Raw genomic sequence first — 20462 nt, 5'->3', positions numbered from 1 at the left:
TTTAACCCAACAGTCATGAATGTCGAACTCCCCGGAGGTACACTGGCGATTACTTTGGTGTTAATTTTCGCCGCGCTGGTTGGTCTGATCATCTTTATGAAGTCAGTCTACACCAAGCGTACCGAAAAAGCACTCCAAGGTGATTATAAAGACCCTGATAACGCTAACAAATCGTACATCGCTAACCGCGCTAAGTACGAGGCCTTAGATGTATTCGGTCTCAGCCCTACCTTCTTTAATTTTGGCCTGGCGCTTGCCGTCGGTGTCTCACTTCTGGCCTTTGGTTGGACGCAGTACACCGATGCCATCATCATCCCCGCCGGAGCGCTTGAGCTCGACGAGGAAATCGAGATGGAGCCACCGCGGACCGCCGAGCCACCACCACCGCCCCCACCACCACCGCCGCCCGTCATCGAGGAAGTACCGGAGGAAGATATGATCGAAGAAGAGCCACCGCCCTTCGAGGACATGTCCGTCGACGAAGAAACCGTCATGGAAGAGGTCGTGAAGGAAGTCGTGAAGGACGAAGGTCCCCCACCCCCGCCACCACCACCGCCGCCACCACCCGCACCAAAAGAAGAAGAGATCTTCAAAGTAGTGGAGCAGATGCCACTCTTCCCCGGCTGTGACGTTTCGGCCGCTTACGCCGAGCAGAAGGCCTGCGCGGATAAGAAGATGTTGGAATTTATCTACGGTAACATCAAGTATCCCGCCATCGCCCGTGAGAACGGTGTTGAAGGAATGGCCGTTGTTGCTTTCGTAGTCGAGAAGGACGGTACGGTAACCGACGCCAAAGTCGTCCGTAACCCCGGTGCCAAGACCGGTGAAGAAGCTCTTCGCGTTGTCGAATTGATGAATTCAGAAGGTAAAAAATGGGTACCGGGTAAGCAGGGTGGACGTAACGTTCGCGTGCAGTTTAACCTTCCCGTTAAGTTTAAGCTCGAGTAAGCGTTCCGCGTTACTTTAAGCTTCATTTTCGGCAAAGCCGGCAGTCCCTTCGGGTGCTGTCGGCTTTGTCCGTTTGAGGCTCTTTCTAAGGGCACTTACTTTACACCTAAAGCCGTCTTTACGACGTTAGCTTTACCTTAGCCGTAACGGTTTTCGCGCTCACAACCCTGCCCCATGCGTACTTGGATTTTCGTCTTCGCTTCCCTGTTCTTCACTACCCTTTCCGCTCAGAACAACCAACTGGCACAACAGTACTACAATGATGGAGAATACGAGAAGTCTGCGCAGCTCTTCTTGGAACTCGCAAAAGCTAAACCCGGCAATAGCTACTACTTCGATCGCTACGTTACCAGCCTCATCAAACTCGAACGCTACAAAGAAGCCGAGGGAGCGCTCAAGAAGCAGTTGAGAAAACAGCCACAGGCCGTTGCCCTCTACGTCAAGTATGGGCAGATGCTGGAGCAACAATTCGATGAAAACGGTGCCAAGAAACAGTACGAACGTGCCATCGAGTACCTCCCGGCCGATCAGTACCAAATTACCCAACTTGGCAATGCGTTCATCGGGCTAACGAAGTATGACTACGCGATTCGGGCGTACGAACGGGGCGGGGAGCTCCTCAAAAAGGTCTCTTTCAGTAGCAACTTAGGAGACCTCTACCGGCGGAAGGGCGACATGCCCAGGATGATCGGTAGTTACCTCGATTTAGCACAACAGCAGCCCAACCGGACCCGACAGATTCAAACCTACTTTCAGCGCTTCCTGGACGAAGAACACTTACTGGAAGCTCAGAAACAGATCTACGCCCGCATTCAGGAAGCGGACGAAAACGACACCACCTTCCCCGAAATGCTCGCCTGGGTCTTTATTCAGCGTAAAGACTTCAAATCGGCCCTCCGCCAGGCGCGCGCACTCGATAAGCGACTTAGTGAGAACGGCGAGCGCGTACTTCGGATCGGACAAATGGCCGCAAACGCTAAAGATTACGCATCCGCCATTACCGCTTACGATTATATCACGGATAATAAGGGCAGCGCCTCCGGTATTTACCTCGAAGCTAAGCGGGAAGGACTCATCACCCGCCGCCGGGCCATTACCGATGGTTACGATTATACGGTGGAAGACCTCAAGATTCTAGAAACCGCGTACGTAGAGTTTCTCGATGAGTTCGGCATCAACCCCGCTTCCGCCCGCATTGCCATTCAGTTGGCTGAATTGGAAGCCCTTTACCTCGTTGACTTACCCAAAGCAATCGACGTTCTCGACCAGGTCATTAATGCCCCCGGTGTCAGCGGCCCCGTCCAGGCCAACGCAAAGCTCGCGCTCGCGGATTATTACTTAATGTCGGGAGAGGTGTGGGAGTCAACTTTGCTTTACTCGCAAGTGGATAAAGCCTTTAAAGAAGACCTGTTGGGGCACGAAGCCCGCTTCCGCAACGCTCGCCTGAGTTATTTCCGGGGAGACTTCGAGTGGGCCCAATCGCAATTCGACGTACTCAAAGCCTCTACCTCCCGCCTGATCGCCAACGATGCGCTCGACCTCTCCGTATTCATCATGGACAACCTCGGGCTGGACACCAGTGCTCTCGCGCTACAAACCTACGCGGACGCAGAGTTACTCGTTTTTCAGAATCGCTTCGATGATGCCTTCGCGACGCTCGACGGTTTGAAGAAAGAGTTTCCTAATCACGATCTGGAGGACGACATCGTCTATCTGGAAGGAAAAATATACCTGAAACTCCGCAAGTACGACGAAGCGGCGGCGGCCTACCAGAACATCATCGACAACTACCGGGAAAGCATTCGTCTGGACAACAGCCTGTGGGCCCTCGGCAACCTCTACGAGAACCAGCTCGCAGATAAAGCCAGGGCGCAAAAATTATACGAAACGCTGTTCATCGATTACAGCAACAGTATCCTGGCGGTGGAGGCGCGGAAACGGTACCGGGCGCTACGCGGCGATTCCGTACAGTAAGGTTTGGACGGCTGCGCCTTTTAGTACGGTTCGCGGTTAGACGCTGCCGCTTTTAGGCTACCGCACTTTGGAGACGTTACATCACGTATGGGGAGCTAAAGGCGCAGCATCTAAAAGGCGAAGCCGTCTACAGGCGCAAGGTCCGAAGAGCCGCAGCTCCCTAAATCATCGACTCCGGGCGAACCCAAGCGTCAAAATCATCCGCCGAGACGTAGCCAAGCTCCAGGGCCGCGGATTTCAGCGTGGTGTCTTCTTTGTAGGCCTTCTTAGCAATTTCGCTTGCCTTATCGTAACCGATCTTAGTGTTCAGCGCCGTTACCAGCATCAGGCTGTTGTTGAGGTGCTCCTTGATCTTCTTTTTGTTGGGTTCGATTCCTGCCGCGCAGTTGATCTCAAAACTCCGGGCCGCGTCACCGATCAGGCGCGCTGACATCAGGAAGTTGAAGATCATCAAGGGTTTAAAGACGTTCAGCTGGAAGTGGCCGGTGCAGCCACCGATGTTGATGGCTACGTCGTTACCCATTACTTGCGCCATGGCCATCGTGAGGGCTTCTGACTGGGTTGGATTTACCTTCCCGGGCATGATCGAGCTACCCGGCTCGTTGGCGGGGATGGTGATTTCGCCGATGCCGGACCGCGGACCGCTGGAAAGCATCCGTACGTCGTTACCGATTTTCATCAGACTTACGGCGAGCGTCTTTAACGCGCCGTGGGCTTCCACGATCGCGTCGTGGGCGGCGAGGGCCTCGAACTTGTTTTCTGCGGTGCGAAACGGAAGGCCAGTGAGCTTGGCAATCTGCTGGGCAACGTTGACGTCGTAACCGTCCGGGGTATTCAGACCAGTTCCGACCGCCGTACCGCCGAGCGCGAGTTCGGCGAGGTGATCCAGGGTGTTATTAACCGCACGCAAACCGTGGTCGAGCTGGCTGACGTAGCCGCTGAACTCCTGACCGAGCGTTAGGGGAGTCGCGTCCATAAAGTGCGTCCGGCCGATTTTGACGACGTCTTTCATTTCCGCGGACTTTCTGCGCAGCGTATCCCGCAGCTGCGTGACGCCGGGGATGGTATTTTCCATCAGCATTTTGTAAGCCGCAATGTGCATGGCCGTGGGGAAGGTGTCATTACTGGACTGACTTTTGTTGACGTCGTCGTTGGGGTGTAGCGCTTTATCAGCATCCGTCAAGGTTCCGCCAGTAATGACGTGACCGCGGTTAGCGATCACTTCGTTGACGTTCATGTTCGACTGCGTACCGGAGCCGGTTTGCCAAACGACCAGCGGGAACTCCGCGTCCAGATCTCCGGCCAGAATTTCGTCGGCAACTTTACCGATCAGGTCGGATTTAGCTTGGTCCAGTACTCCCAACTCGGCATTCGTGCGGGCGGCCGCTTTTTTGAGAATGGCGAAGGCGCGGACGATCTCGAGTGGCATTTGCTGGCCACCGATGTCGAAATTCGTAAAACTGCGCTGGGTCTGGGCACCCCAGTAGCGGGCTGCGGGTACGTCGATGGTTCCAATGCTATCTTTTTCCTGGCGGGTATTGCTCATGAGCGTGCGTGGGTTTTGTTGGGTGGTACGAAAGTAACCGTAACGGTTTGAACGAAGGGAGGTTTGCCGCGTAGCCCCACTACTCCGCTCCCCCTAAATTTCTGACACCCGCCCCGATAGCTATCGGGCCGCGCCTTAATTTTTACCCCTGAGTGTAACGCCGGAAAGATTGGCGGCATTAATCAATATCAATACAAGGGTATCGACCTTGCGAGCAAACCCCCAAATTTTGTACTTTTGGGCACAACAGCTCGTAAATTTTGGAAATTAAGAATAAGCCCACCGACGACGCGACGCTTTTTGCGGCGATCAAAGCGGGGCGGCACGAACTACTCAGTGAGTTATACGTGGCGCACCGGGCCGCCTTCGTGAGTTACGCCCAAAGGCAACTGTACGCTACGGAAACGGATGCGGCCGATTGCTTTCAGGACGCCGTGATTGCCTTCTACAAGAACGTTAAGAGCGGGCGGATGACCGAACTCACCTGCACGATGCGCACTTATCTATTCGGCATCGGCAGGCGACTCGTCTACCGGCGTAACAAGTTGCGCATGCGGGAAGTACCTACCGACCCCGACGAGGGAATCGGGCTGGGTAACGACCCGACGACCGACCACGACTTGAGCCTACTCAACCGCTTTGAGGACGACCACCGTAAAGCTTTGCTGGCAAAAGCGTTGCCGCTACTTGGTAAAAAGTGTCAACAAGTCCTCACCTTATTCTATTACCATCGCTACCCCATTGAATCCGTCCAAGAATCTCTTGGCTTCAGCTCGCCCGGCGCCGTGCGCATCAAAAAAATGCGCTGCCTCGACAAGTTGAAAAAGTTATTAGTCCCCCCCGTTTAATTCAGTGCAATGAGTAGCGAAGACCAACAAGAACGCATCGATAATTACCTCCTCGGGCTGGGTAGCCCGGAGGAACGGCTTGAATTGGCCGAAGAAATTTCCCAAAATTCGGACCTGAAAACCCAGTTAGTGGACACCCAGTCGGCCATGGATGCCGTGGAATTTTTTGAGGACGATCAACTGAAGCAACGGTTGCGTGCGGCAGAAGCTCGATTTCAAAGCGACCGGGTAACTGATGGGGCGAACGCGCCGGAAGCAAAAGTCCGACCATTGCCTCCCCGGCGAAACAGCACTTCCCGGTGGCTGGCCATCGCGGCTTCGGTACTGCTCCTGCTGGCGGCCGGTTGGTTCATATTTGAGTACAACTCGCCCCAGTCCCCCGCACAGCTAGCCCAGGCCAATTTCACCCCCTACGAAAACATCGCTTTTGATTTCGTGCGTGGCGCTGACGACTCCATCGAGGCGGATGCCTTCAGGGCGTACGAGCGTGGCAATTACGCGAGAGCGGCCGATAATTTAGCCCTGTTACCAGCCTCCGCGCAACGATCCTTCTACCGGGGCCAAGCTTTGCTAGCCCAAGGAAAATTTGCCGAAGCGGAGCCCATTTTTCTGGAACTGAGCCAGTCCACCTTCGGGTTGAATCGCCACAGCGAGTACTACCGTGCGGTAGCGCAGTTGGGCCTGGGCAACGTGGAGAGGGCGGAAGCAATGCTGGGGGCCATTGACGAGCAGCCCGACCACCCGTTGCGGGCGGAGGCAGAGAATCTACTCGGTAAGCTTTGATTTACTCCTGGTCGGTCAAATAGTTGGCGACCATCTCCTGCACCACGTCTTTTAGGTACATTTTCCGGCCCTTAGCCTGCTCTTTCAGCGTCACCAGATGCTCCTTATTGAACACGAGCGTGACGCGCTTGGTATCGGGGGCGCGGGGCTCGTTACGTTCGGCCATCTCCTCCTTGCTGATGGTGGAGCGGATGAGGAGATCGAGACCCGTTTTCCGACGACGGCGGGGCGCGGTCGCGGGTGCCGAGTTTTTCTTGCTGGGAGCGGTGGAGTTACCGGAAGCGCGCTTACTATCCTGGCTCAGGAAAGCATCCAGATTAGCGGTAAACTTCTTACTGGACAGCTTGCGCTTGGCCTGGGAGGTTTTCACCGGGACTTCCACCTCCACGCTCTCCTCACCACTTTCCGTTGCACCCGCGTCCACGCCGTAGTCTAGCTCGGCACCGGGGTAGGGGTTCTCGAAAAGGTCGGAAAGATCTTGTTTGAAGCGTTTCTTAGCCATGGTCGGGGTGGGCGTTACTTGGTGGGGACGGCTTTCTTAGAACGCGGCCGGGAATGGATTGGGTTCTCCGTACGTTCGATTATTTCTTTGGCGACGGCCAGGTAGTCTTTGGCGCCGTTGGATCTTTTTGAGTACTGAAAGATATCCTGGCGGGCGGCGGGCGCTTCGGCCAAACTGACGTTATCCCGAATGTAAGTTTCGAACAGTAAGGGCCCGAAGTACTTCTGGATGGTCTCGACCACGTCGCGGTTCAGCACCTTCCGGCTGTCGTACATCGTGGCCAGAACGCCGCTGATGTGTAAATCCTTGTTCAGCCGCAGCTTTACTTTCTGGATGACCTGCTTGATCTTGGCCAGGCCCTGGAGGGCAAGGAACTGCGTTTGCAGCGGAATGATCACCTGCGAGCTGGAGGTGAGCGCGTTGAGCGTCAGCAAACCAAGACTCGGCGGGCAATCGATAATGATGAAGTCGTAATCCTCGTCCACCCCGGCGAAAAGCTCCCGGAGGATGAACTCACGGCCGGCTTCGTTGACGAGCTCCATTTCGGCGCTGGACAAATCCAGGCTGGACGTGATCACGTGCAGATTTTCGCGGGCTTCGTAAGGCGAAAGGTCGCTCTCCCCCATGATGGATTCGTAAATCGTGATCGGTTGGCGGGGAATGCCGAGGGAAAGAGACAAATTCGCCTGGGGGTCGAGGTCGACGAGAAGGACTCTTTTGCCGAGTTCGACTAATCCGGCGCCGATGTTGATTGCGGACGTGGTCTTGCCGACGCCGCCTTTGTGGTTCAGTAGGCTAATGATGGTGGCCATATAATGCAAGGCTTAATGTGCGGCCGCAAGGTAGGGAATCAAGGGTGGTTGAGGGGGTTTTTAACTTTAAAATTATGGAAGTCGTGACAATCATGGATTACGAATTTTGGAAGCTTAATTAACCTCTATCGTACGTATTTGGCTTAATTAACCGTCGAACCGTGTCGTGGGGGCAACGGGTGAAAATGGTAATTTACCTACGATCGCGCTCGGACGATGCGCCGCCCCGGGGTGAGTAAGTACAGTGTAACCCATAATGGATTTTTTCGCGCCGGGACGGCGCATCGTCCGGGAAATTATCAGGGCCTACGCTAATGGGAGCGTCATGGGAACCGTCAAGAGCCCCCAACCATACAATACCGTTGGCTACCTTTACCTTTAAAGGTAGCCACCAACTTCGATTCCACGCAAGAAGTCATTAGGCACCATCCCTACTTCTATGCTTGCCAAATTTACCCTGCTCCTTTCCCGCAAACGCTGCACCCGCGACCACGCCTTAATAATCTTGCTAGCCCTCTTCTGCTCCGTAGGCCTGAGCGCGCAGGTAAGTACCGCTACCCTATCCGGAAAAGTAACCGATGGCGTCAATGCCCGGCCGGTAGAGTTCGGAACGGTCTACATTCAAGGGACCACCAAAGCCGTAGAAACCGGGCAGACCGGGCGCTACCTGATCAGCGTGCCTTCCGGCGAGAATTTCACCCTCGTTTTCAACCGCCTCGGCTACCGGCAATTCACGGTCAACGTAAGTAGCCTGCCCGAGGGGAGTAACAAGCAAATCGACGTGGCCATGGTGCCGCTGGAAAGCGACCTGGAAGTCGTGGTGCGGGAAAGCAAAATCGAGGAAGGCGGCATGATCCGCGAGCAACCCGAAGCGCTGCGTCTGCTACCGTCCACGACGGGTAACCTGGAAAGTCTGCTGCCCAGTATCGCCCTCGGCGTGAGTAGCGGCTCCGGCGGTGAATTAACCAGCCAGTACAACGTCCGCGGCGGTAACTACGACGAGAACCTGGTGTACGTCAATGGCTTCGAGATCTACCGACCACAGCTCATCCGTGCCGGGCAGCAGGAGGGCCTGACGTTCGCTAACCTGGACATGATCCGCTCACTGAGCTTTAGCTCGGGCGGTTTCGACGCGCGCTACGGAGACAAACTGAGCTCCGTACTCGACATCAAGTACAAGCGGCCGGATAGCCTGCGGGCCAGCCTGCAAGCCAGCTTTCTGGGCGGTTCGGCGCACGTCGAGGGCAGCTCGAAGGCAAATAAAGAAGGCCTGAAGAAATTCCGTTTCCTGGCCGGCGCCCGGTACAAAACAACCCGCTATCTACTCGGCAGCCTGGAAACGACGGGAGAATACCTACCTAATTTCGTCGACATTCAGACCTACCTCACGTACGACTTCAACCCACAGGTGCAGCTGGCGCTTCTGGCGAACTACAACCGGAGTGTTTACAACTTTACCCCGGTGGACCGCAGCACGGCGTTCGGTGGTTTCTTCGAAACGCTCCAACTCTTCACCTCCTTCGAGGGCGGGGAAAAAGATGACTTCTTGACCCAGATGGGCGGCTTGTCGCTGAGCTTTATTCCGCAGCGGGACGAAAATCCACTCTTCTTTAAACTCCTCACCTCGGCTTTTCGGAGTGACGAGAACGAAGCCATCGCCATCGGGGGCGACTACAGTCTGGGGCAGCTCGATACGGACCTGGGCAGCAGTACGTTCGGCGAAGTCATCAACGAGCTCGGCTCCGGGACGCAACAGGACTTTGTGCGCAATTTCCTGGATATTCAGGTGTACAACGCGGAATTACAGGGCGGTCTGGAGTTGGACGTGAGCAGCGAAACGGTTAACCGCTCGCATTTTCTGCAGTGGTCGGGTAAAGTGCAGCACGAGATCGTCGAAGATTACATCAACGAGTGGGAGCGGTTAGATTCGGCCGGATACAGTTTACCCTTCGATCAGGACGCCGTGCGGCTGTTCAGCGTCCTCAAAACCCAGAACGAGCTCAACAGTACGCGCTTCAGTGGTTTCCTGCAGGACACCTGGACACTCCGCAAGCCGGACGAATACGACCTCCGCATCAGCGCCGGCGTGCGGGCCACGTACTGGGATCTGAACGAAGAGTTTAACGTGAGCCCGCGCGGGCAAATTCTCTACAAGCCGCTCGGTGGGACGGCCGACATCAGCTACAAACTCGCCGGCGGCCTCTACCAACAGCCTCCTTTTTACCGGGAGTTGCGCCGGCCGGACGGGTCGGTCAACCGGGATTTGCGGGCGCAGAAATCGGCGCACCTCGTCACGGGCGTCACGTCGGACTTTTACTACGGCAAGCGCAACCCGAAAAAATTCCGGTTCATCGCCGAGGCTTACTACAAATCGCTGTGGGACCTGGTCAGTTACGAGATCGAAAACGTGCGCATTCAGTATTCCGGAGAGAACGACGCGTCAGGCTACGTAACGGGGCTAGATTTGCGCCTGAACGGAGAGTTCGTGCCGGGGGCGGATTCCTGGCTGAACATCAGCATTTTGCAGGCGCGGGAACAGCTACGAGGGGTGCAGCATCGCAGAGTCGAAGGCCGGGACGTGGATGCGGATTCGACCTTATTCTCCGTCACGGAGACGGTGCCGCGGCCAACGGACCAGCTTTTTCAGGTCAGTCTTTTCTTTCAGGATTACCTACGCAACAACCCCAACTTCCGGACGCACGTGAATTTGACGGTCGGTGGTGGCCTGCCGTTTGGTATTCTGAACAACAACCAAATTTACCGGAACGCGCTGCGTTTCGACACGTACCACCGGATCGACATTGGCTTTAGCTGGCGCCTGTACGACCGGTTAGAATCGAGGCGGGGGCGGAAGCATTTGCTCGGTTTCACGCGGGCGACTTTCCTTAGCCTGGAAGTCTTCAATCTCATGCAGGTGAGCAATCAGGCGGGTAACACGTGGATCAAGACGATCGGGGAGCAACAGTACGCGGTGCCGAACCGACTAACGGGAAGGCGGATTAATTTGCGGCTGGTGATGGATTTTTAGGGCGCGGTCGCGGGTGCCGGGTTTACTCCGTGGGGTAAACCAGCGGGCAAATACGCAATTGGCGGGTGGGTGTCACAACTACAAGTCAGGCTTCGTCGTCTTAAAGGGACGTAACTTATTCCATCATGCGCCAATCCCCTTATCTCCTCGCTCTTTTGTGTTTACTCTGCACCGGCGTCCGCGCCCAGGTGCTGACGGTGAGCGACGAATTGACGATGCGGAACGATACCGAGTACAGCTTGCTCGGGAAACTAGGGGGGCAGACCTTGCTGTTTCAGGACCGGGACACCAAACACTTTCTAACCGCCTTCGACCGCACGATGGGGGAAAGCTGGGAAAAAGAACTGGAACTACGCGGCCGCAACGTCCGCTTAATCGATGCGGTAGCTAAGCAAGACGGCTCCGGATTCAACCTCGTTTATTTCTACCGCGATGGTGGCAAAAATCACCTGCAAATAGACCTCTACAATCCGGCGGGTAACCTACGGGACAGCGTTACGGTTATAGACTTCAGCCTGTTCGTGGCCTCGCCCGACGATGAAGTTTACCTCTCGGAAGACGAATCGAAACTGGTCATGATGATCACCGACCAGTCGACGAAGCCACGCATCATCGGCGTCGACCTGGCGGAACTATCGCTGCTTTACGACCGGGTAATCGAGCCGGATAAGTTTTACTTTGGCGAAGACTTTTTGCAGGCGGAAGTCTCGAACGCGGGGGAGCTTTTTTTCATCATCGAACGGGATAATTTTAAAAGCAAGCGTAAAAAGCACCGGTTTGAGGTCCACACGGTTTCGCCAACAAAAGACAACAAGTCGTTTGACGTCACGATGGGAGATAGCCTGACGTACGATATGTATTTTCGTTACGACAACAGGAACGAGCGGCTCGTCGGTGGCGGGCTGTACACGACACGGGATTTCACCAAGGCGGAGGGGTACTTCTGGGTGGCCGTCGACCCCGCTGCGTCGGGTCCGCTGCTACCAAAATTTACCCCCTTCCCCCTTCCGCTAATCAAGAACATCCAGGGCAAAAAGTACAGTAAGAAACACCCGGGCATCGATGAGCTCTCCGTTCGCGACCTGGTTCTTCGTCACGACGGCGGCGCGCTACTCATCACCGAGCGCAACCGCCAACTCGAGCGCCGCAGCGCCGCCAGCCGGACGCAGATGATCGCCGATTACGGCACCCGCCCGTTGGTGGATTACCACTACGATGAGATGATCGTTTTCAGCGTCCACCCCGACGGGAAACCGCACTGGAGCAACATCCTCCACAAGAAGCAGTACAGCCAGGATGACGGTGGCGTCTACTCCGGCTATTTTATGATGGAAAACCCCCGGAGCCTCCGTTTTCTGTTCAACGACGAGATTCGTTTCGAAAACACCGTCAGTGAATACGTCGTGAACGGCCGGGGAGAGTTTGACCGCAACAGCCTTTTTAATACGCGTGACTTAAATCTGCGCCTGCGGTTCCGCGACGGCGTCCAGGTGGCGGGTAACGAAGTCATCATGCCGAGCGAGCACCGGAATAAGCTGCGGCTGGTGAAGATGACTTATGCGGGGAAGTAGGCGCCGATTAGTGGTGCCCTCCGGGTCGGTAGGCGTACGTCGTGCGCGCCTGGCTTACTTAGATTGGTGACTCCGTTCCGCGGCTCAACGCGAACCATATTGTGACTGGGGTTTGACTTTGGCAAATGCACATCCAGTGTTACGTCTGCCGTTTTGTGGCAGCTTAGGGCGGCAGACAAAATTGGCGCGGTAAAGCACCACCCGTGCAAACAAAAAGGTGCCAGCAGCTTAAAGTAGCTACTGGCACCAACGTGATGCTCTGATAACAGGCGAAGCCTTCTAAAGCGCACAGCGTACCTAATCCGGCAAATTCAGTTGCTATTTTTTCACGACCTTTCTCGTAGTCACGCTTCCGGTTTTACCGTCGGTAATCACTACGCTGTAGAACCCTGCCGGCAAGTTAGTAACGTTGATCTGACGCGCGCCGTTGGTCAGGTTATGCGACAGCAAGCGCTTACCGTCCACACTGTAAAAGGATACGTTCAACAGACTGGCCTTACTGGCGTCATAGGCTACGGTCAACTCATTCGTGACGGGGCTGGGGTAGACGTCTACCCGCACCCAGTCCGCGCGACTGAGGTTAATGACATTACTATAGGAAAAGGTGCCATCGAAGTCAACGTCCTTCAGTCGGTAGTAAGCTTCGCGAAGTGGTTGACGGTCGACGAGCTGATAATCGAGCAAAGCTGAACTGTAGCCCGCTGCCCCAACCCGGCCAATTTCCACAAAATCCGCTCCGGTACTACTGCGCTCGACCACGAAGTAGTCAGTGTCGTACTCGGAGGCCGTCCGCCAGTTCAAGTTCACGGTGTTCTCTTCGTAGGCACCCGAGAAAGATACCAGTGTCACCGGTAAAGATGCGCTCGTGAATGCCATGGTTACAGTACTTCTGGTGCTGGCGGATCGAGCACGGTCCCGGGCTTCGTAGGTGAATGAAATCGTTACGTCTCCGTCAACGGGGTCGAACGTGAGCAGCGCTGGTTGAAAATTGTCGATATTCTGGCGTTCCGTCACGGCCACATCGTCGTAGTAAAGTATTCCTTCGGTCGCAGCGTCGGGAAGGTTTCTGATGCGAATAGTGGTGGGGACCCCATCTTCGGCGTCCGTGCGGGGCAGATTGGGTATCTCCACACGGTCGGTTCCGCCCGGGTTTTCAAACGATGCGTTCACCGCACTGACGAGCGGACGGGTGTTGATCCCGAAATTGATGTTGGACAGGCTATTTCCGTCAATTAAACTAAACCTTAACCTCCCGTTACGCCCGCCGGAGCCCGTTTCGACGCCGGTACCGAACCCGATGAACTCACTGATAAAGCGGTGTGTATTGGGGAGCCCCTGGCTGGGTGGGCTTGCGCCAACTTGACCATCGTTGGTGCCTAGCCGAACTTCATAATCTCCGTCGGCAAAATCTCCCTCGAAGGCGTAGGTACCGTCGCTGGCCACTGGCTTGCTCGCTTCAACTACCGGGAGGGGACTATTCCTATTGATTAAAACGGCGAACAGTTGTGCACCCGCGACCGTGTTCGTAGGCGTGCCACTGACGCGCCGGTCCGTCCGCCCGTTAGCATCGACGAAGACGTTGCCCGACAGGATCGCCGGCGCGTAGCAACCGGAGGCGGCATCGGCGTTCCCCGTCCGCAAATCGTCGGCGGTAGTTAGAGAATCGAAGGCACCAGTCTCAATGTTGACGGCGTAGATAACTCCGTCCGTGGCAATTGCCCGAACGTCACCGTCACGATTTTTGTAGGTACCCAGAATAGCCTCCGTTACGGATGATGCCCCGATTGGCGTGATCACTCCGGTAGTATCATTAATGACGTAGAGGTTATTGGTCTGATTGTTACTACCAATCAGCCGGCCACTCGCTTCATCGAATATTATATCGTTTATCTGAACTTTAGTCGTCGTAGTACAGCTCGGGCAGGTTAGGGTCTGGGTGCTGACGACGGTAGCCACGTTATTACTCAAGTTGATCTTCTGAATTTCGTTACGAAACCCATCGGAGCCGACGAGTGCGAAGGACGTATTGACGTAATAGTTATTATCCAAATCGAAGGTGCCAGAACCGATGACACCACCACTGGCGTCCACGGTAGTTGCGTTGTTAGTATTGTATCTTTTGATTCCGCCACTAACGGAAATAGCTTCTTTTTGGCAGTTACTTCCCAGCCGGAACAGTTTACCCGAAAACTCATTAGCGTCGAACACCGACACCGCATAGAGAAAGTTATCGTTGGGGTTGAAGGCCAGGGCGTTGAGCGATACGCCAACCTCCGCCGCGGAACACAGGAGGGTACGCTCACCATCACGAGTCCTGAGCCTACTCAGTCGGGAACTGGAATTGACCTGGACGGTAGTCGTAGCGTCGAAAGTACCCGGGGCGGAAGAGATAAAGTAGCCGAACCCATCATTACCGGAACAGAGAAAGGGCGTGGGCTCGGCAAGTGGCGACGAACTGCTAAAGGCCAGGTTGATGGTGGCCGCATCACTGGTTACGCTGGCGCGATCCCTCGTGTTGTACAGGAAGCTGACCGACACGAAGCCGTCGACGGGGTCGAACTCGAACAGGGCGGGGTTAAAGTTGCTGATGCGGCTGGTAGTGGTAAGGGCCGTACCGTTGTAGTACAGGGTCCCTTCGAAATTCGGATCGGGAGCGTTGAAAGTAAGGGTCGTCGGGGTACCGTCTTCCGTATCCGCTACGGAAACGGGGACGTTAACCCGTGCGTTGCCCTGGGGGTTGACCTGCAACGGCACGGTCACGTCGGCCGCGGTGGGTTTGTCGTTAATGCCAAAATTCACGTTTGCGATGCTCTCACCATCCACCACGCTAAAGAGCAGCCTGCCGCTGGGAAAGCCATCGTCGCCGGATCCGGTACCAACGTTATCCCCCACGAATTGGTAAGTCCCCGGAAGGGCCGGGGGAGGGGGGAATTGCCCCTCGGTGCCCCGAATGGTCGTTAGCCGAACTTCAAAGTTGGTGCCGTCGAAGTCGCCCGTAAAGACATAAGTACCGTCGGTTCCGATGGCTACTGATTCCAGGACGATACTGTCCCGCAGGAGGCTAACGAACACAGGGTCCGTGCCGGCCGTGCCGGAAGGGGTGCCATTGACCGTAGCGTCGGTAAGGCCGTTGGCGTCGATGAACAGCGTTCCGGAAATCGTAGCGGGTGCGTAACAGCCGGAGGCAGCGTCCGCGTTTCCGGCGCGAATATCTCCGTCCGCGACGAGCAGGGTGAAATTACCGGTTACCGTACTGACCGAATAGATATTTCCTTCCGTATCGATTGCCCGAATGTCTCCATCGCGGTTTTTGTAAATTCCAAGAATGGGAAAGAGCACTGAACTCGCCCCGACCGGCTCCAACACCCCGGTCATTGCGTCGATGGTGTAGAGGATATCCGTTAAATTATCGTGGCCGAACAGCTCCCCGCTATTTTCATCGAAGATGATGTCGGCAATTCGATATACGGTATCGGTGCCGGTAGCGACGCAAGTCGGGCAGGTCATCACCTGAGAACTGACTACGGTAGCAGAGTCACCGGTTAGATTAATTTTCTGGACCAAATTACCCGCGCTTCTGCCTTCCTCCCCGACGAATATCGTGTTGACGTAATAATTATTATCCAGGTCAAAGGTACCGGAACCAATAATGCCGCCCCCCGCGTTCGCGGTAGCACCGACGTTATCACCATACCGTACAACGGCACCGCCGACCGGGATGCGTGTTTTCTCGCAATTCGCACCGAGCCGGTAAAATACACCCGAAAAGTCAGTGTCGTCAAACGCCGACGTAGCGTAGAGGTATCTGTCGTTCGGGTTAAAGGCCAGCGCGTTGAGCGACACGTCGATGTCCGTAGCCGCGCACAGCTCCGTCCGTACACCGTCCCGCGTTCTCAGCCTGCTCAGTCGGGAATTTGCGGATGTGTAGGTATCGTTGGCGTTAGTAAGATTACCGGCCGAGATATAGTAGCCGAAGCCATCGTTACTGGTACAGTTAAAGGGGGTTGGCTGAGCCATCGCCGCAAAGGACAATAGGCAGAGCAGCGACGTAATCGCAGTCTTCATATGACAAATGTGTTAATTCATGAGAGTAAACAAAACGCTAACCGGCTAAGCAAAAAGAAGTAACCCGTTAGCTGCTCTTACGGAATCGAGTGATGCCGTGATTAGCCCGCAAGGTATGCCACGTAACTCGTTGCTCGTTACTATTACAAAGCATTAGTTTACTAAACGGCAAATATGGCACCCGTAATGAATTAAATTCGGGATTAAGTAATTCACCAAAATAAGGGTAGTCATACAGAATCATTGCGGTATTTCGCCTTTGCCGCAGGGCGGTGTTCATACGGAGCGATTAAATTCACGATGCGCACCCAAAAAAATGGTGCCAGCAGCTTAGGAACGCCAATTCAATAACTGTCCGATTTGCAGCTTGCTATCGTGGCGGTATTCTTCACCATTTGAAAACCACCGTCCCGACTAAGTACGGGATGCTGGTCTTCAAATCGCTCGAATACCACCACGCTAGCGGCGCTTCAATCAGGACAGTTATTAAATCGGTGTTCCTTAATAGCTACTGGCACCAGTATGACGATCCGCCGCGGGGAAGCGCTCATTAAATAACCGAGGCGGTTATTTCTTCACGACCTTTTTCGTAGTAACTCTTCCGGTATCACCGTTGGTGATCACTACACTGTAGAACCCGGCGGGCAGGGCGGCGACGTCGATCTGGCGGGCACCGTTTTCCAGGGTCCGTGAAAGCAAGCGCTGACCACTCACGTTGTAGAAGGAAACGTGCAGTTGGCTGGCCTGGCTAGCGTCGTAGGCTACGGTCAACTCATCCGTGACGGGGCTAGGGTATACATCCACCTGCACCCAATCCTCGCGACTAAGATTGATGACGTTGCTGTAAGAGAAGGTGCCGTCGAAGTCAACATCCTTCAGTCGGTAGTAAGCTATCCGAAGTGGTTGGGGATCGACGAGGCCATAGTCCCGTAATGCTGAGCTGTTGCCCGTTGCCGCTACCCGACCGACTTCCGCAAATTCCGTTCCGGTGCTACTGCGCTCAACGATGAAGTAATCAGTGTTACGTTCCGAGGCCGTCCGCCAGCTGAGGCTTACGCCGCTTCCTTCGTATTCCCCCGCAAAGTATACCAGATCAATCGGCAAAGTGGCGCTGGTGAATACCATGTTTACGGTACGCTCGCCACTAAAGGTAAGAGCGGAGTCTCTAGCCTCGTAGGTGAAGGTTACGGTGACGTCTCCGTCGATGGGGTCGACCGTCAACAACGCTGGATCAAAGTCGGTGATGTTCTCTACCCCCGTGATGGCAACGCCGTCGTAGAAGAGCACGCCCTGGGTGGTACTATTCGGTACGGAGTTAATGCGAACGATGTTGGGTACTCCGTCTTCGGCGTCCGTGCGGGATAAATCGGGCACTTCGACCCGGTTGACTCCGCCCGGATTCTCGTACGTAGCGGTTACCGAACTTGCCAGTGGCTTGGTGTTGATACCAAAGTCGATGTTGATCAGGCTTTCCGCGTCGACCAGGGTGAAAGTCTGCCTGCCGTCGGTTGCGGCTTCTGTATCGACTCCGGTACCGAAGCCAATAAACTCACTAATGAAGACGTGAGTATCGGGAAGGTCCTGGCTTGGGGGGGCGGATCCTTCCGTACCGGGGTTGAGGCCGATCTGAATTTCGTAGTCTCCGTCATCAAAGTCACCTTCAAAAGCGTACGTACCGTCGGTCGCAACCGGCTGACTCGCTACGACTACCGGGAGTGGGCCGCGTCTACTAATGAGAATAGCGTAAAGCTGTCCACCCGCGACTGCGTTTATCGGTGTACCGCTGACGCGATTGTCCGAGCGGCCATTACCGTCGGCAAAGACGTTGCCGGATAAGATGGCCGGTGCGTAACAGCCGGAAGCAGCGTCTGCGTTTCCGGTCCGGAGATCGGCGGCGCCAATAATGAACGTAAAGTTACCGTTGGTGATGTTGACGCGGTAGATTCCTCCGTCAGCGGCGATGGCCCGGATATCTCCGTCCCGGTTCTTGTAGAGCCCCAGGACGGATTCTACGCCGGAAGGCGGACCCAGGGGCGTAATTACTCCCGTCGCATCATTGATTACGTAGAATCGGTTCGTCACTCCGTTGTGGCCCAGCAGCTGGTTGGTAGCCTCGTCAAAGATGATGTCGGTGATGCGTAGACTATTCGTCCCGTCGCAGCTGGCACCGAAGCAAGTTAAAGTCTGGGTGCTGACAACGGTGGCCGAGTTACCCGTGAGATTAATTTTTTGGATCTGGTTACGAAATCCGGTAGAGCCAGCGAGTGCGTAGGACGTGTTCACGTAGTAATTGTTATCCAGGTCGAAGGTACCCGAGCTGATGGCACCGCCGCCGCCATCCACGATGCTTCGATCGTTCGTGCCGTATCTTTTGATACCATTTGTGCCACCGGGAACGGAAATGGCCGTCTTCTCACAGTTGGCGCCGAGGCGATAAAACTTACCCGAGAAATCGGTAGTATCGTAGCGCGATACGGCGTACAAAAAGCGGTCGTTCGGGTTGAAGGCCAGCGCGTTGAGCGACACTCCGATCTTCGAAGCGGTACACAAACCAGTCCGCGAACCGTCCGCGGTTTTGATTCTACTCAGGCGCGAGCTAGGTATAATGAGTTCCGTACCGGTAATGACCGACGGGCCGGAGGAGATAAAGTAACCGAACCCGTCATTGCCGGAACAGGCAAAGGGTGTTGGTTGACCGGTCTGGGTAGCACTGCTAAACTCCATGGTAACGGTGGCCGCGTCACTGATGACGTCCGCGGCGTCCTCCGAGACGTAACTGAACACGACCGATACGAACCCGTCGACGGGGTCGAATTCAAACAAAGCGGGGTTGAAATTACGAATACGCACGTTGGTGGTAATACGTATATTAGCGTAGTACAGGCTACCCTCGAAATTTGGGTCGGGGATATTAAAAATAATGATGGTGGTCGGGGTACCGTCTTCCGTGTCCGCCACGGACAAGGCCGGAACGAGTACCCGGTCGGTTCCTTCGGGATTAACCTGAATCGGCTCGCGTACGTCGTCCGCCGTCGGTTTATCGTCCACACCGAAATTCACGTCCGCGACGTTCGCGCCATCCTGTACGTTCGGGAACACCCGGCCGCTCGGAAAGCCGTCGTTACCGGGGCCGGTGCCGACGTTATCCCCCACAAATTGGTACTCTCCCGGAATCGACGGGGCGGGGGAAGCCTGACCTACAGTGGCTAATGTTGAGGTTAATCGCACTTCATAAGTACCGTCAAAGTCCCCCGTAAAGGTGTAAGTACCGTCGGCGTTGATTTGCGTAGATTGTAGTACCACGCCACCCTGGATGAGGGCAACGAACACGGGTGCGCCGCCGGCCGAACCGGGAAGAGTGCCGGCGGGGGTGCCGTTGACCGTGTTATCGGTAAGTCCGTTGGCGTCGACGAAGAGTGTTCCGGAAATGGTACCGGGTGCGTAGCAGCCGGAGGCGGCGTCCGCGTTGTTACCACTGATGTCCGTAGCGTTGACAAGTGGAGTAAAGGCGCCGGTCCCGACGTTGACCGAGTAGATAGTACCATTGTTACCAATCGCCCGTACGTCTCCGTCACGGTTCTTATATATTCCAACAATGGGCGAAGCCACCGAACTCGCACCCACCGCCGTGAGGACTCCGTCGGCGGGGTTAATGGAGTACAGGGAGTCCGTAGCATTGTTGTGCCCAAATATCTCCCCACTGTTTTCGTCAAAAATAATGTCGGCGATTAAAAAATCAGGCTCGTTGGCGGGGCAGGCCGGGCACGTCATGATTTGCGAACTGACGACGGTTGCGGCATCGCCCGAAACGTTGATTTTTTGGATTAGATTACTTGACCCGTCGGGGCTACCGCCCACGAATAGCGTAGTTGCGTAATAATTATTATCCAAATCAAAAGTACCGGAACCGATAAACCCGCCCCCCGCGTTTACGGTAGCGGAACTATTATCACCGTAACGCGCTACGTTACCGCTCACAGGAATTTCTAGTTTCTCGCAATCGCTTCCGAGGCGGTAGAATTTGCCCGAAAAATCAGCGTCGTCGAACAACGTCATGGCGTAAAGAAACTGATCGTTTGGATTGAAGGCCAGCGCATTGAGGGACACGTCAATTGCCGAAGTGGCGCAGAGGGGCGTCCGGGCACCGTCCCGCGTTCTGAGCCTACTCAAACGAGAGTTGGTAGCAGCAAGCGTATCGTTAGTGTTAGTTATATTATCCGAGGAAATATAGTACCCAAAGCCGTCGTTACTAGTACAGTCAAAGGGGGTGGGCTGAGCCATTGCCACACAGGACAATAGACAGAGCAGCGAGGTAATCGCAGTCTTCATAAGACAAGTTTATTAATTCATGAGAGCATCCTAAAACGCTAGTCGACTAACTATAA

Annotated in this window: 11 protein-coding genes; 6 read left to right on the top strand and 5 right to left on the bottom strand. The window is 55.1% G+C overall.

The window, feature by feature from the left end; all coding sequences use genetic code 11:
• Window positions 1-15 precede the first annotated feature (15 nt).
• Complete coding sequence (locus tag GGR27_RS14095) at window positions 16-948, top strand: energy transducer TonB (RefSeq protein WP_168038388.1); 933 nt, start codon at window positions 16-18, stop codon at window positions 946-948.
• 174 nt (window positions 949-1122) lie between these two features.
• Complete coding sequence (locus tag GGR27_RS14090) at window positions 1123-2922, top strand: tetratricopeptide repeat protein (protein WP_168038386.1); 1800 nt, start codon at window positions 1123-1125, stop codon at window positions 2920-2922.
• 160 nt (window positions 2923-3082) lie between these two features.
• On the opposite strand, the gene fumC is transcribed toward GGR27_RS14090, so the two are convergent.
• Entirely contained in the window at window positions 3083-4468 is a 1386-nt protein-coding gene (gene fumC, locus GGR27_RS14085) for a class II fumarate hydratase (RefSeq protein WP_168038384.1), read from the bottom strand.
• Between the two features lie 260 nt (window positions 4469-4728).
• Here fumC and GGR27_RS14080 point away from each other — a divergent pair, with 260 nt between their 5' ends.
• Together GGR27_RS14080 and GGR27_RS14075 are read left to right on the top strand one after the other, a co-directional pair.
• Complete coding sequence (locus GGR27_RS14080; RefSeq protein WP_168038382.1) at window positions 4729-5316, top strand: RNA polymerase sigma factor; 588 nt, start codon at window positions 4729-4731, stop codon at window positions 5314-5316.
• A 9-nt stretch (window positions 5317-5325) separates the two neighbouring features.
• Entirely contained in the window at window positions 5326-6099 is a 774-nt protein-coding gene (locus GGR27_RS14075; RefSeq protein ID WP_168038380.1) for a tetratricopeptide repeat protein, read from the top strand.
• 1 nt (window position 6100) lies between these two features.
• Here the strand turns inward: GGR27_RS14075 and GGR27_RS14070 are convergent, their stop codons facing one another.
• Both GGR27_RS14070 and GGR27_RS14065 read right to left on the bottom strand, forming a co-directional pair.
• Window positions 6101-6601, bottom strand: coding sequence for a hypothetical protein (locus tag GGR27_RS14070; RefSeq protein ID WP_168038378.1), 501 nt, complete (start codon window positions 6599-6601; stop codon window positions 6101-6103).
• A gap of 14 nt (window positions 6602-6615) precedes the next feature.
• Window positions 6616-7413 (bottom strand): ParA family protein, encoded by a 798-nt coding sequence (locus GGR27_RS14065; protein WP_168038376.1) that lies wholly within the window; start codon window positions 7411-7413, stop codon window positions 6616-6618.
• Between the two features lie 439 nt (window positions 7414-7852).
• On the opposite strand from GGR27_RS14065, the gene GGR27_RS14060 reads away from it, so the two are divergent.
• Both GGR27_RS14060 and GGR27_RS14055 read left to right on the top strand, forming a co-directional pair.
• The gene (locus GGR27_RS14060; protein ID WP_168038374.1) at window positions 7853-10441 is read left to right on the top strand and encodes a TonB-dependent receptor; all 2589 of its coding nucleotides are present in this window, start codon (window positions 7853-7855) and stop codon (window positions 10439-10441) included.
• Between the two features lie 125 nt (window positions 10442-10566).
• A complete protein-coding gene (locus GGR27_RS14055; protein ID WP_168038372.1) occupies window positions 10567-12012 on the top strand; it encodes a hypothetical protein in 1446 nt (481 codons plus the stop codon).
• 318 nt (window positions 12013-12330) lie between these two features.
• On the opposite strand, the gene GGR27_RS14050 is transcribed toward GGR27_RS14055, so the two are convergent.
• Both GGR27_RS14050 and GGR27_RS14045 read right to left on the bottom strand, forming a co-directional pair.
• A complete protein-coding gene (locus GGR27_RS14050; RefSeq protein ID WP_168038370.1) occupies window positions 12331-16077 on the bottom strand; it encodes a T9SS type A sorting domain-containing protein in 3747 nt (1248 codons plus the stop codon).
• A 567-nt stretch (window positions 16078-16644) separates the two neighbouring features.
• Window positions 16645-20247 carry a T9SS type A sorting domain-containing protein gene (locus GGR27_RS14045; protein ID WP_168038368.1) on the bottom strand — a complete coding sequence of 1201 codons (3603 nt, stop codon included), beginning with the start codon at window positions 20245-20247 and terminating at the stop codon, window positions 16645-16647.
• Window positions 20248-20462: the final 215 nt, after the last annotated feature.

The organism is Neolewinella antarctica (assembly GCF_011927835.1).
Lineage (GTDB): Bacteria > Bacteroidota > Bacteroidia > Chitinophagales > Saprospiraceae > Neolewinella > Neolewinella antarctica.
The sequence above is the reverse complement of the archived record's forward strand: the minus strand, read 5'-3'. Positions and strand labels throughout refer to the sequence as shown.